Source organism: Oceanospirillum sanctuarii (genome assembly GCF_002150805.1).
Classification (GTDB): Bacteria; Pseudomonadota; Gammaproteobacteria; order Pseudomonadales; family Halomonadaceae; genus Oceanospirillum; species Oceanospirillum sanctuarii.
The window spans coordinates 1-14,023 of sequence record NZ_MTBA01000005.1; the positions used below are offsets into that span (position 1 = coordinate 1).

11 protein-coding genes are annotated in these 14,023 nt (G+C 48.2%); 5 read left to right on the forward strand and 6 right to left on the reverse strand.

Features of this window, described 5'->3' with window-relative positions; all coding sequences use genetic code 11:
* Positions 1-172: 172 nt before the first annotated feature.
* Complete coding sequence (locus BV405_RS12230; RefSeq protein WP_086481189.1) at positions 173-880, forward strand: hypothetical protein; 708 nt, start codon at positions 173-175, stop codon at positions 878-880.
* A 93-nt stretch (positions 881-973) separates the two neighbouring features.
* On the opposite strand, the gene BV405_RS12235 is transcribed toward BV405_RS12230, so the two are convergent.
* A complete protein-coding gene (locus tag BV405_RS12235) occupies positions 974-1,822 on the reverse strand; it encodes an ABC transporter substrate-binding protein (RefSeq protein ID WP_086481190.1) in 849 nt (282 codons plus the stop codon).
* Positions 1,823-1,905: 83 nt separating this feature from the next.
* Between BV405_RS12235 and BV405_RS12240 the strand changes: the two genes are divergently transcribed.
* From BV405_RS12240 to BV405_RS12250, 3 genes are read left to right on the forward strand one after another with little or no spacing between them, the layout of a single operon-like run.
* Complete coding sequence (locus BV405_RS12240) at positions 1,906-4,557, forward strand: bifunctional diguanylate cyclase/phosphodiesterase (RefSeq protein ID WP_140054601.1); 2,652 nt, start codon at positions 1,906-1,908, stop codon at positions 4,555-4,557.
* Positions 4,550-5,026, forward strand: coding sequence for a CreA family protein (locus BV405_RS12245; RefSeq protein ID WP_086481192.1), 477 nt, complete (start codon positions 4,550-4,552; stop codon positions 5,024-5,026). Before BV405_RS12240 ends, BV405_RS12245 begins: the two co-directional genes overlap by 8 nt.
* Positions 5,027-5,067: 41 nt before the next feature.
* On the forward strand, positions 5,068-6,120 hold the full coding sequence (locus BV405_RS12250) for a CaiB/BaiF CoA transferase family protein (RefSeq protein WP_086481193.1): 1,053 nt from the start codon (positions 5,068-5,070) through the stop codon (positions 6,118-6,120).
* A 93-nt stretch (positions 6,121-6,213) separates the two neighbouring features.
* Here the strand turns inward: BV405_RS12250 and BV405_RS12255 are convergent, their stop codons facing one another.
* The 5 genes from BV405_RS12255 to BV405_RS12275 form a co-directional block, all read right to left on the reverse strand.
* Positions 6,214-6,672: an NfeD family protein gene (locus BV405_RS12255; protein ID WP_086481194.1), complete on the reverse strand. Its 459-nt coding sequence runs from the start codon at positions 6,670-6,672 to the stop codon at positions 6,214-6,216.
* A 3-nt stretch (positions 6,673-6,675) separates the two neighbouring features.
* Complete coding sequence (locus BV405_RS12260; protein WP_086481195.1) at positions 6,676-7,620, reverse strand: SPFH domain-containing protein; 945 nt, start codon at positions 7,618-7,620, stop codon at positions 6,676-6,678.
* 211 nt (positions 7,621-7,831) lie between these two features.
* Positions 7,832-10,435 carry a bifunctional aconitate hydratase 2/2-methylisocitrate dehydratase gene (acnB, locus tag BV405_RS12265; protein WP_086481196.1) on the reverse strand — a complete coding sequence of 868 codons (2,604 nt, stop codon included), beginning with the start codon at positions 10,433-10,435 and terminating at the stop codon, positions 7,832-7,834.
* Between the two features lie 198 nt (positions 10,436-10,633).
* Positions 10,634-11,350 carry a UDP-2,3-diacylglucosamine diphosphatase gene (locus tag BV405_RS12270; protein ID WP_086481197.1) on the reverse strand — a complete coding sequence of 239 codons (717 nt, stop codon included), beginning with the start codon at positions 11,348-11,350 and terminating at the stop codon, positions 10,634-10,636.
* 156 nt (positions 11,351-11,506) lie between these two features.
* Positions 11,507-12,004, reverse strand: a complete 498-nt coding sequence (locus BV405_RS12275; protein ID WP_086481198.1) for a peptidylprolyl isomerase — start codon at positions 12,002-12,004, stop codon at positions 11,507-11,509.
* A 333-nt stretch (positions 12,005-12,337) separates the two neighbouring features.
* Between BV405_RS12275 and BV405_RS12280 the strand changes: the two genes are divergently transcribed.
* Positions 12,338-14,020, forward strand: coding sequence for a glutamine--tRNA ligase/YqeY domain fusion protein (locus BV405_RS12280; protein ID WP_086481199.1), 1,683 nt, complete (start codon positions 12,338-12,340; stop codon positions 14,018-14,020).
* Positions 14,021-14,023: the final 3 nt, after the last annotated feature.

Sequence of the window (14,023 nt, forward strand, 5' to 3'; positions counted from 1 at the left end):
TAATACGAAAACCCCGTCTCTTACGAGACGGGGTTTTTTTATGCCTGAACTGAATGTATGACGCGCTGCGGACAATTGAAATGAACGTAGGCAGGCTCGTAGGAAATCACCTAGTATTCAGGTTAATATATACGTGTCTAAACAAGTTTTGTAATAAGGTCACTTTACCAGTATGAGCGAAAATTCTGCACTTACCCCCGAGCTTGAGAGCTTAGTCCAGCAACTGGTTCAGAGTTCTGTTGATAAGATGAAAACAGAGCTTGTGGCTTATATCGATAAGAAGTTTGAAATTGCTGCGCTGACTTCTGAAACTCCTTCCTCTAAAGCTGATAGTGGCGAAGGTGATGAGGATGCTGATCCTATAACACTCAGCATGATCATGCTTCAGATTGCAGCTATTTTTGAGAAATTTGGTCATTACGACGAAATCTATCGTACTTATGGTATCGAATCTGATGCCTTCCAAGATGAGTGTAACGAAACATTGGATGTGATGCGTTTCCAGATTGATCAGTTTGAATCTCAGCTGAAAGACTTCCAGAACCGTCTGCATATTGAAGAGAGTGGTGGTGAATCTGCGATTCGGCACAATGCGGATATGCAGGATAAGTTTGAGGCTCTGTCTAAAGAAGTGCAGGAGACTCTTGGCCAGTTTGATCAGTACTTTGATGCTCAGCTTAAGCAGCTTGAAGGCTTACCTGAAACAGTCGAAGGGCTGAAGCTGGAACTGGATAAGAAGCAGGGTAAGAGCGAAGCTCTGATTCGGATGCAGGAAAACAAATCTGAGCTGATTGCTAAGATCAAGGCCGCTGTTGAAGAGCTGAATATTCAGTTACCGAAAGTGGTTAGTGTTCAGATTGAGAAAGCGAATAAAGGTTAATCTGTGTTTATAATTAGCCAGTAAAAATTTGAAAAGCCTCAGAACATTTCTGAGGCTTTTTTCATTTCAGAAGATCAGGCTAGTGAACCCTAACTATTTAGATGGAATCAGGGCGATCGGTAGCAGGTTGTTTTGCTCTGCGTATTGCTTCAAACGGCCGTCGGCTTTGATATCGGTGACAAACTGGTTTACGCGCTCCAGCCACTCTGGCTGGCCTTTTTTAACGGCATAAGCGTATTGGAACTGCTCTGTTTCGCTCTTAGGGGTTAATAGCTGAGCCCAGTCGTATACCTTGATCATCTTCTGGCCATAAGGGTAGTCGGTGATAAACACATCGGCACGACCAGAGCGAACCTCAACTTCACGCTGGCTGTGCTTTACAACCGTCATCAGTTCGGAATTTTTCAGACTGCTGCGCATAGCACCTTCCATATAGGTGCCTTTTTGTACGCAGACAACAACACCGGGCTGATCCATTGATTCCCAGCTGTTTACAATTGGGTTGGTCTTGTTGGCAATACCATACATCCCGCTACTCAGATAAGGTTGGCTGTAGTCGATCCGCTTAGCGCGTGCTTCGGTCTTACCGACACCAAACATAGCCAGATCACATTTGTCCTGTTCAATGTCATTCATAAAGATACCGAAGTGGGTAGGTACATACTCAACAGTAACACCTAGATCTTTGGCAAATTCCTGAGACAAGCCGATATCGATCCCTTCCAGCTCACCTGTTTTCTTATTTTTGTAGGAGATAGAGAAATAATCCGGCCAGATGCAGACCCGCAGTTTACCGGACTCGACAATCTGCTGTTCCCGTTCTGATGAGGCATGAGATTTTTGACTGAGAAGCAGGCTGCTTAATGCGAAAAAAATGATAAGGGCGACTAAGAATCGGATGCTATTTGTATTTAGTCCAGATACTCTAAGTTGTTGTCTCATATAGATAACCTTTGCTTGTGATCACTGTTAAATGATGTAACTTGTTGATATTTTATTGCTTTACTCAAGGTGTGACTTGATCTGTGTTAGTGAATAGCCTTTTCTTTTTAAAAAGTGCTCTTGTTCGTCAGAAGTGGATCTTTCTGGGAGCGCTATTTGTACTCGTCTTCTTATGGCTGGTTTTACAGCATACCGTTAATAAAGGCGTCTCCAGGAGTCTTGCTGAACAGGAAGCCAGTAATGGTCTTCTGGCTCATGCTTTGGAAGATTCCGTTGTACGTTCTTTCCAGTCCGTCAATAGCTCTATGATCACCCTGGTTGAGAGTCTGCCGCAACTGGGTGAGCGAATCGAAGTCGAGAATATCTTGCGTGAGCAGTTGAGGACAGCACCTCAATTACGTTCTATCGACCTTCTGAATGCCGAGGGTGTGATTACCGCTACGGTAACCCGTAACTTCGGTTCAAAGCTGTCTTACTCCTGTATTGACCGCTTAAAAAATGAAGCGATGACGGAGTTTATTATCGGAACTCCCAAGCCCGGGCGATACCCCAATGATCCTTTTGCCGACAGGACTGCCTTAAGTCATATCCCGTTTTGCTTGCCGGTCCGTGATGAACAGGGTGTCGTTCAGCAGATATTGATCGCATCCATCAATCCTCAGTACTTTGGTAATCTCTTTAGCTCCGTAAGTGATACTTTGCACTCTTATGTTCAGCTTTATCGTTATGATGGTGCGGGTTTGCTGGGTGATGATCAGGCTACACCTAATACCCGTGCGCTTTTAACACAGGTTAAAGAAACCAGCTGGGGGCAATATCGGGAGACTATTTCAGGACATAACTATCTGATTAGTTACCGGTCGACATCGCTTTTACCGCTGATTACCGTTCTGGTTTCCGAAGAAAACGCTGCGCTTGCCTCCTGGAAGCATGATGAGCGCATGATACGTCTCTTTCTGTTGCTTGCTGCTGTCTTTACCATCTTTGCTGCTTTGATTATTGCTGTTCTTATGGAAAAGCGTCGGCTGACAGAAGGTGATAACTATCTGTTAAGTACCGCGATTCGCAGTACCGCCAATGCCATTTTTATTACCAACCGATCTGGGGAGATCCACTGGATCAACAAAGCGTTCACTCAGCTGACGGGTTACAGCTTTGAAGAGGTGAAGGGCAAGAACCCGAAAATTCTTAATTCAGGCTGTCACTCAAAGGATTTCTTTGGTGGTTTATGGGCTGCCATTCTGGCTGGAAAGAGCTGGCGGGGGGAGTTGGTTAATCGTCATAAGGAAGGCCATACCATGACGGTGGAGCAAACCGTCACGCCCATTATGAATAATCAGGGTGAAGCTGAGCACTTTATCGCTGTGCATGAGGATATGACCGCGCGTAAAAGCGCCGAACAACGGGCATTGTTTCTGGCGGATCATGATCCGCTGACCTCGCTGCCGAACCGCCGTTATTTTGAACATCATTTATACGACATTTTTCGCAGTAAGAATCTTAATGAAGTCTCCATTCTGTTTATCGATCTGGATCGGTTTAAAGAGATCAACGATACCATGGGGCATGAGGCGGGTGATGCCCTGCTGATTCATACGACTGATAACCTGCAGAAAGTTTTGCCAGAGCAAGCGTTGCTGGCTCGTTTAGGTGGTGACGAGTTTGCCGTCTTGTCCGAGGGAGCTACTGAGCATCATCAGCAGGCGACTCTGGCTGAAAAAATTATTGCGGCAGTGGCGCAGCCATTTCATTACGGCGACGGTACCTTCAGTGTGACCTGTAGTGTTGGTATTGCGATGGGAGGGTATTCAGCCACAGATGCCTCCATGATGCTGCGTCAGGCTGATCTGGCAATGTATCGGGCTAAACATGATGGCAAGAATACCTTCCGCTTCTTTGATGAAGCGATGGATGCTTTGATGAAACGTCGGGTATTCCTGCAGCAACAGCTTGAGTTGGCGGTGCACCGGGAAACCGATCTCAGCCTGAGGTTCCAGCCGCAGGTGGAAGCGGAAACCGGGCGAGTTTACGGCGCTGAAGCACTTCTGCGTTGGGAGGTGGGAGATGGTGAATGGGTCTCTCCCGCTGAGTTTATCACTCTGGCAGAAGAAACCGGCCAGATTCTGGAGGTAGGTGTATGGCTGATGGAGAGCCTGTTCCGTCAGATGGCTGAATGGAATGCCAAAGGTTTAGCTTTTGGTAAGATCTCCATGAATATCTCTTCGGTTCAGTTGGCAAGGGATACTCTGGCGCAACGCCTGTTGGATCTGTTGGATAAATTTTCTATTCCATACACTCAGGTCTGCGTCGAAATCACTGAAACCACTCTGATGACAGATTCGGAGATGGTGACAGAAAACCTGAGACGTCTGAAAAAGGCTGGAATTACCCTATCCATTGATGACTTTGGTACCGGTTATTCCTCCATGAGTTATCTGAAGGCATTGGATGCGGACCACCTGAAAATTGACCGTAGCTTTATCATAGGCATTGGCGTTAACGAGTCCGATGAGCATATTGTTCGTGCGACGATGGCTCTGGCACATAGTCTTGGCATGGAAACCGTTGCAGAAGGTGTTGATAGCCGTGAGCAGCTGGCTTTTCTGCAGAAACTGTCCTGTGACTATATTCAGGGATATCTGTTTGCTAAGCCTCTCGATGCTGCTGATTTTGAGGCTTTTGTTGAAGAGCGTAATCTTATGGCGGAAACAATTGAGGGACAGAATTATGCGTAACTATTTCTCGGGTATTAATTTCACGGGCATTTTGATTGCTCTCGGGATGGTGTTTTCACTATCCGTAAAAGCCGAAGAGATCGGCTCTGTCAGTACTGTCTTTAAGATGTTGGGACCCAATCACAAAATTGTCATAGAAGCCTTTGATGATCCGGATATTTCCGGGGTGAGTTGTTGGCTGGCGAGGGCTAAGACCGGCGGTATCAGTGGTGGTTTGGGGTTAGCAGAAGATCCTTCGGATGGCTCTATTGCCTGTCGTCAGGTTGGGCCGATTAAGCTGCCGGATGATTTGGAAGATGGTGAAAAAGTATTTAATAAACGTACCAGCCTGGTTTTTAAAACCCTGCAGGTGGTGCGTTTTTATGATGAACGTCGTCACACCTTGATCTATCTGGTGTATTCAGACAAGGTAATCGAAGGTTCTCCCAAGAACTCTATCTCTGTGGTGCCTATCCAGAACAACTTCTGAACGGCACCTCAATCAAAACAATAATAAAAGGATTGAAGGATATGCCAGAGTCAAAAAAGCCCTTAGCAGGGCTTAAAATTCTCGATTTCAGCACACTCCTGCCCGGACCCTATGCCTCCATGATCATGGCTGAGATGGGGGCTGAAGTACTCAGAGTTGAATCTCCCTCCCGCCCTGATCTTGTCAAAGGTTTAACACCGCAAATCGAAGGTGTTTCCGCGGCCTACCGTCAACTGAATGATAAAAAAGATGTTTGTTATCTGGATCTGAAACAGCCTGAGGCGGCCGAGCAGGTCAAAGTTCTGGTTAAGGACTACGATATCGTTCTTGAGCAGTTCCGACCCGGAGTGATGGATCGTCTCGGTGTCGGTTATGAAGCGCTTCGTGAATGCAAGGCAGACCTTATCTACTGCAGTATTACCGGTTATGGCCAATCCGGGCCATATCGTGATCGCGCGGGTCACGATATTAATTATCTGGCTTTAAGCGGTTTAGCGGACTACAGCCGTCGCAAAGGTGAAGCACCGGTGCCTCAGGGGATGCAGGTAGCAGATCTGGCGGGAGGCTCTCATCAAGCTGTTATGGCTATTCTTACTGCAGTCATTCAACGACAGACTCAGGGGATAGGGCAGTATATCGATATCAGTATGACTGATGCGGCCTTTTCTCTGAACGGTATGGCGGGCGCTGCAGCTTTAGCGGGGGGAGAGCAGCCGGAAGCCGAAACAGGCTGGCTTAATGGCGGCACTTTCTACGATTACTATGAGACTGCCGATGGCCGCTATATGGCGGTGGGGAGTCTTGAACCCCAGTTTCAGCAGCGTTTGTTGGAGGTGTTGAACCTTACTCATCTGGCCGTCGATTGCGCTGATTTCAGCCAAGAGGCACAGTCGCGGGTTAAGGCTTCAATACGGGAGGTCTTTCTGGGCGAAACATTCAGTCACTGGTGTACCGCCTTTGCTCAAACTGACGCCTGCGTTGAGCCTGTACTGACTTTTGAAGAAGCCTGTCGGCATCAGCATCTGGTTGAGCGGCAAGTTATTAAATCCGGTCACTACACTCAACAGATGGCTCCGGCATTTCGGTTTGAGTGAGAACTTGTTTAAGAGAGCTTTGCCCGGTAAAAGAAAAAGGCGCTGAATGGTTAATTCAGCGCCTTCTTTGATTCATCATGCCAAGAACATGACTTATTCTGCTACAGCCTCTATCCAGAGCACGCCCACTTCCATGCGGCTAATGCGAACCAAGGTTCCCTTCGCTATTGGCTGCTCGCTTTTAAGCTTCCAGCTTATACCCGAGTACTGATAAAGGCTTTCACCTTTGCTATCAACATCAGACTCCAGCACAAAGCTGTGATCGGCAAAGTCGTGTTTTACCTGCTTGTCATCGGTCTGGCTTTGCATTTTCTTCAAGGGCTGCCAGAGGCTCAACGAGAGCAGGGCTGTCAGAATAGCATTCGACCAGAATGCTGTACTGGCATTTGCCGATAAAACATCGAGTGTCATCAGGCCACCTGTAATCAGCAGGGACAGACCGAAAAAGAAAAGCACAAAGGTAGAGAAACCTAAAACAGCCACTTCAATGATCAGGGCTAAAACACCCAGAATCATCAGGGATTCAGCAAGGTTCTGCAGCAGAAAATCCATATCTTAAGCCTTCTGTTTGCTGTTCAGAGAGTTAATGATAGACATGGAGGACGCAACCAGAGAACTGGCATCTGTACCACTTTCGGGTAGGAGAACGACTGAGCTTTCACGGGCAATAGCCTGTTTTGCTTCGATAGCCTTGGTCGCCAGGTCCAGCTGAATCGCTTTCTGACCCTGCTCGGTATCTGCAGCTTCACCCACTTTACGCAGGGCTTCTGCCTGAGCTTCTGCAACTGCCATAATAGCTTTTGCTTCACCCTCAGCCCTAAGGATCTGCTCAGATTTGTCAGCTTCAGCCGCCAGAACCTGAGCCTGTTTCTTACCTTCTGCGACGTTAATAGCAGCCTGACGATCACCTTCAGACTCCAGAATCTGCGCACGCTTAACACGCTCTGCTTTCATCTGAGCTTCCATAGCTTCCATAACGGAATTCGGTGGCACGATATCTTTGATTTCGTAACGCAGAACCTGAATACCCCATGGCTCTGCTGCCTGGTTAATGGCAGATACGATATTGGCGTTCAGCATGTCACGCTCTTCGAAAGTCTTATCCAGCTCCATTTTACCCAGCTCAGAACGCATGGTGGTTTGTGCCAGCTGAGTTACCGCAAACACGTAGTCATCAACGCCGTAGGTAGCTTTGTAAGGATCCAGAACACGGAAGTAGAGTACGCCATCAACCACCAGAGAGATGTTGTCTTTGGTGATTGCACTTTGCGACGGAACATCAACAGCTTGTTCTTTCAGGCTGCGCTCTGCAGCAATGCGGTCGATGAAGGGGATAATAAAGTTGAGACCAGCTTCTTTGGTGGACTGATACTTACCAAATCGCTCAATCAGCCATGCCTGATTTTGTGGGACAAACTTGATGGTGCTTTTGATAAGGAAGAGCACCAGAATCAGCAAAATCACTTCAAAGGAGAGAAGTGCTTCAATAATAAATTCCATTTGGCGGATAACTCCTGTGGCCAAGTAAAAAGAGCCAACTGACGATATATCAATGGCAACCGCAGGATTCTAACACCAGATAAAAATCCGTTTCGTGACTTAATTAATCCTTTAAAAAAAGCAGTTCGTTAGTATCTTTTTATTTCAGGCATAAAAAAACCCCGGCAAGGCCGGGGTTTTCTGGTTCAGTATGCTTTCTGATAAGTCAGAATTAAGCTTCCTGAGCCAGTGGGATGAACTTAGAAGCAGCCGCCTGATAAGAAGCGATCTGGTCGAAGTTCAGGTAGCGGTACACATCGTCAGCCATAGTGTCCAGCTTAGAAGCGTACTGCATGTACTCGTCAACTGTAGGCAGTTTGCCGATCAGAGCAGCAACAGCGGCCAGCTCAGCAGAAGACAGGTAAACGTTAGCGCCAGTACCCAGACGGTTAGGGAAGTTACGGGTAGAGGTAGATACCACAGTGGTGTTGTCGCCAACACGTGCCTGGTTACCCATACACAGAGAACAACCCGGCATCTCCATACGAGCACCCGCTTTACCGAAGATGTTGTAGTAACCTTCTTCAGTCAGCTGAGCCTGATCCATCTTAGTAGGAGGAGCGATCCACATGCGGGTAGGGATCTGCTGACCTGCTGCATCCAGCAGTTTACCTGCCGCACGGAAGTGACCGATGTTAGTCATGCAAGAACCGATGAATACTTCATCAATCTTGTCGCCAGCGACTTCAGACAGCAGTTTAACGTCGTCCGGATCGTTCGGGCATGCAACGATTGGCTCTTTAACGTCGTCCAGATCGATTTCGATCACAGCTGCGTATTCTGCATCAGCGTCAGCTTCCAGCAGTTCCGGGTTAGCCAGCCAGTCTTCCATACCTTTGATACGACGCTCGATGGTACGAACATCGCCGTAACCTTCAGAGATCATCCACTTCAGCATGGTGATGTTAGAACGCAGGTACTCAGCGATTGGCGCTTCGTTCAGCTTGATAGAGCAAGCTGCTGCAGAACGCTCTGCTGCAGAGTCAGACAGTTCGAATGCCTGCTCAACTTTCAGATCCGGCAGACCTTCAATTTCCAGAATACGGCCAGAGAAGATGTTCTTCTTACCAGCTTTAGCAACAGTCAGCAGACCCTGCTTAATCGCGTAGTAAGGAATCGCGTTAACCAGGTCGCGCAGAGTGATACCAGGCTGCATCTTGGTGCCTTTAAAGCGAACCAGAACAGACTCAGGCATATCCAGAGGCATAACACCAGTCGCTGCTGCGAATGCAACCAGACCGGAACCCGCTGGGAAAGAGATACCGATTGGGAAACGGGTGTGAGAGTCACCACCAGTACCTACAGTATCAGGCAGCAGCATACGGTTCAGCCAGGAGTGGATTACACCGTCACCAGGACGCAGAGATACACCGCCACGGTTCATGATGAAGTCAGGCAGAGTGTGGTGGGTGTTCACGTCAACTGGCTTAGGATAAGCAGCTGTGTGGCAGAAAGACTGCATGGTCAGGTCTGCAGAGAAGCCCAGACATGCCAGATCTTTCAGTTCGTCACGGGTCATAGGACCAGTGGTATCCTGAGAACCAACAGTGGTCATCTTAGGCTCTACGTATGTGCCAGGGCGAACGCCTTCAACACCACACGCTTTACCAACCATCTTCTGAGCCAGAGAGTAACCTTTACCGGTATCTTTTGGCTGCTCAGGGCGTTTGAACAGGTCAGTAGGACCTTTTGCCAGGAACTCACGAGCTTTCTCAGTCAGGCCACGACCAATGATCAGTGGGATACGACCGCCGGCACGTACTTCGTCCAGCAGAACCTGAGTTTTCAGTTCGAAAGTAGAAACAACTTCGTCAGTGCCGTGCTTGCACACTTTACCTTCGTATGGGTAAACGTCGATAACGTCGCCCATGTTCAGGTTTTCAACGTCCATCTCGATTGGCAGGGCGCCTGCATCTTCCATAGTGTTATAGAAGATAGGAGCGATCTTGCCGCCGAAGCAGAAGCCGCCAGCACGCTTGTTAGGTACGCATGGGATGTCGTCACCGAAGAACCACAGTACAGAGTTGGTTGCGGACTTACGGGAAGAACCGGTACCAACAACGTCACCAACGTATGCTACAGGGTGGCCTTGATCCAGCAGTTCACGGATCTGTTTGATTGGGCCTTGTACGCCTTGCTCGTCAGGAACAATACCGTCACGCTCCATTTTCAGCATCGCCATAGCGTGCTTAGGAATGTCAGGACGGGTAAACGCATCAGGAGCTGGGGACAGATCGTCAGTGTTAGTCTCGCCAGTTACTTTAAATACGCTCAGAGTGATCTTTTCAGCCAGCTCTGGCTTAGAGGTGAACCACTCACCTTCAGCCCAAGACTCGATAACCGCTTTAGCGTTTTCGTTGCCTTCTTTGGCTTTGTCAGCTACGTCGTGGAACGCATCAAACATCAGCAGAGTGTGCTTCAGTTCAGCGGCAGCAGCTTCAGCCAGCTCTGCGTCTTCAAGCAGGCCAACCAGAGTTTCAATGTTGTAACCGCCCTGCATGGTGCCCAGCAGTTTAACAGCTTGTTTCTTGTCGATCAGAGGGGAGGATGCCTCACCTTTAGCGATAGCAGACAGGAAGCCAGCTTTAACGTATGCAGCTTCGTCTACACCAGGCGGTACACGATTGGTGATCAGATCAAGGATGAATTCTTCTTCACCTGCTGGTGGAGTTTTCAGCAGTTCAATCAGTTCCGCAGTTTGTTCAGCGTTTAGCGGCTTAGGTACAACACCTTCAGCTGCACGCTCTTCTACGTGTTTGCGATATGCTTCAAGCACGGTAAGACCCTCATCAGTTTATGCCCTGACTCAGCGTAAAAAAGAAAGATTTTTACGTGAAATCAAAGCGTTCGATGTATTCATCGACCTTCTTATTCGGTGGCACGATTCTAAAGTAAAATGTCGACAATGTTAAGTTGGGTGAACGGGGTACAGGGTTCAACTTTGGTCGTTGATCTCAGTCAGTTGATGTCAAAATCAAGCATCATGCGTGAATTGATGCAGTTTGGGGGCGTTATCGCCTGTGATTTCGGCATACCAGATCTCATGATCCCAGTCGCTCAGAGTCAGTCGTTTGTAACGGCTGTTACAGACGTCCCGGATGCCCGGCTGATGAGTGTGGCCGTGAACCAGGAAGTCAGCATTGTGGGCTTCAAGTAACGCTGTGACGGCGCTGTTATCAAGATCCGTTAACGCATAGCCTTCCTGGTGCTCTTTACTTTGAGCGCGGGCCTGCTCTGCGAAAGCGATGCGCTCTTCAAGGCTTTTACTGAGGAATGCTTGTTGCCATTGCGGATTGCGGAGCATCTGACGAATTTTCTGGTATTCGGTATCGGAGGTGCATTCTGCATCGCCATGGCAGAGTAAAATTTCGGTGCCCGACAGCTTGTAGGGTTCTTCGATAAGCTGCATCCCTGCCTGAGCGCAGTAGTCTTCTCCGACCAGAAAGTCTCGGTTGCCAACCATAAAGTAGAGGCGTGTGTTGTGCTTTTCGCTAAGGGTTTTCAGGTGATTAGCGACAGTGTCTGAGAGTTCGTTGCCTGCATCATCGCCGATCCAGTACTCAAAAAAATCCCCCAGAATGTAGAGTTCGTCAGCGTTGGGAGCTTTCTGTTCCAGAAAAGCGAAAAATGCCTGGGTCACCGGTGCGTTGATATCTTTTAGGTGAAGATCAGAGATAAAGAGTCTTTTCATAGCATTGGTCGCTTTCTTGTCTTGTTAAATTGTATTGCAGGTGCGTCTGATGTCGGTTCAGAAGGCAGATACAAAAAAGAGCCGCGAACGGCTCTTTTTATCCTTCTTCTTCTATCGAATGCACAATAAAGGAGGAAGTCAGATCAGAAGAATGAATTACTCTTCAATCAGTTCAGCAGACTCAATAACAACTGCCTCGGCAGGCACATCCTGGTGGCCAGCTTTAGAAGTCGTTTTAACTTCTTTAATCTGGTTGACCACTTCCATACCTTCTACAACTTTACCGAATACGCAGTAGCCCCAGCCCTGCATGTCTTTGCCGGTGTGGTTCAGGAAGGTGTTGTCTGCAACGTTGATGAAGAACTGTGCAGATGCGGAGTGAGGGTCCATGGTGCGAGCCATAGCCAGAGTGCCTGTTTCATTAGACAGGCCGTTGTCTGCTTCGTTTTCGATTGGGTCGTTAGTTGCTTTTTGCTGCATCTCTGCATCAAAACCGCCGCCCTGAATCATGAAGCCATTGATAACGCGGTGGAAGATGGTGTCGTTGTAGTGGCCGCTGGTCACATACTCTTCAAAGTTTTTTGCGGTTACCGGCGCTTTTTCGTAGTTCAGTTCGATTTTGATGTCGCCGAAATTAGTATGCAGAACAATCATGGTATGACCTTATCTCGTTGTTTAATCAGCAAAGCCTGTTGTCGGTTTTGCTTCATTGATGCATTAAACAGGATGGCTTAATGGCTCTCCGTCACGCTATAATAGCGCTTTTGCGTGTTTGGCAAAAGAATCAGGCAAGGGTTAATGAATCAGAACCGGCGACGCTCTTTTCTGTGTTCAAAATCACTATGTTTGTACTGATTTACCTGACCGCTATTCGGGCCGTTAACTGAGGCCGGGTCTTACGGTTTAAACCGTCTTTGCTAAGACCACAAGAGAACGGGCGCAAGCCCCCAGAAATTCACGCGATTACTCAGAGATTTGCTAAAGATTATGAGCAACACTGAAAATACACCTGCTCCAAATTTTATTCGTACACTGATTCAGGAAGAGCTGGCTGCAGGTCAGTACGAGCAGATTGTTACCCGTTTCCCACCTGAGCCAAACGGCTATCTGCATATTGGTCATGCTAAATCGATCTGTTTGAACTTTGGTTTGGCTGAGCACTTTGATGGTGCTTGTAATCTGCGTTTTGATGACACCAACCCTGAAAAAGAAAGTCAGGAATACATCGATTCTATTAAAGACGATGTTCAGTGGCTGGGTTTCCAGTGGGCGGGCAATATCCGTTACACCTCCGAATATTTTGATCAGCTGTTTGGTTATGCGGTTGAGCTGATTAAAGCCGGTAAGGCTTATGTTTGTGAGCTGAATGCTGAGCAGATGCGTGAGTATCGCGGTACGCTGACTGAGCCGGGCAAAAACAGCCCGTTCCGTGATCGTTCTGTTGAAGAAAACCTGGATCTGTTCGAGCGCATGCGTGCTGGCGAATTTGATGATGGCGCTAAAGTGCTGCGCGCCAAGATCGATATGTCTGCACCGAATATCAACCTGCGTGACCCGATTCTGTACCGTATTCGTCGTGCTCACCATCACCAAACTGGTGACAAGTGGTGTATCTATCCAAGTTACGACTTTGCCCATGGTCAGTCTGATGCGATTGAAGGTATCACTCACTCCGTTTGTACGCTGGAGTTTGAAGATCACCGTCCGTTGTACAACTGGTTTATTGAAAACCTGCCTGTGCCGTCTCAGCCAAAGCAGATTGAGTTCTCCCGTCTGAACCTGAACTACACCGTAACCAGTAAGCGTAAGCTGAAGCAGCTGGTGGATGAAGGTCATGTGGCTGGTTGGGATGACCCTCGTATGCCGACGCTGGCTGGTTTGCGTCGTCGTGGTTACACCCCGGCATCTCTGCGTAAATTCTGCGACATGGTAGGTGTTACCCGTAGCGATGGTGTGGTTGATGTGGCGATGCTGTACCACGCACTTCGCTCTGATCTGGAAGAAAATGCGCCGCGTGCGATGTGTGTGCTGAATCCGATCAAAGTAACCATCACGAACTATCCGGAAGATCAGGTTGAAGAGTACGTTGTACCTTCGCACCCTGCGAATGAGGCGATGGGTGAGCGTACTATTCCGTTTAGCCGTACCCTGCTGATCGATGCTGAAGACTTTATGGAAGATGCGCCTAAGAAGTTCTTCCGTCTGTCTCAGGGGCGCGAAGTGCGTCTGCGCAACTCCTATGTGATCAAGTGTGAAGAAATGATCAAAAACGAGCAGGGCGACGTTGTTGAGCTGCTGTGCACCTATGATCCTGAAACCCTGGGCAAAAACCCTGAGGGTCGTAAAGTTAAGGGTGTGATTCACTGGGTTTCTGAAGAGCATGCTGTGCCTGCTGAGGTTCGTCTGTACGAGAACCTGTTCACTGATCCGAATCCGGATGGCAAAAAAGACGTTAACTTCCTTGAGCACATCAACCCGGAGTCTCTTGAAGTGACGACCGGATATTGCGAGCCAAGCCTGCTGACAGCAGCGCCGGAAGACCGTTTCCAGTTTGAGCGTGTGGGCTACTTCTGCGCAGATCGTTTCGATCACGGTAAAGATGGCAAGTTGGTATTCAACAAGACAGTTGGCCTGAAGGACAGCTGGGCAAAAATTCAGAAGAAGGGATAATCG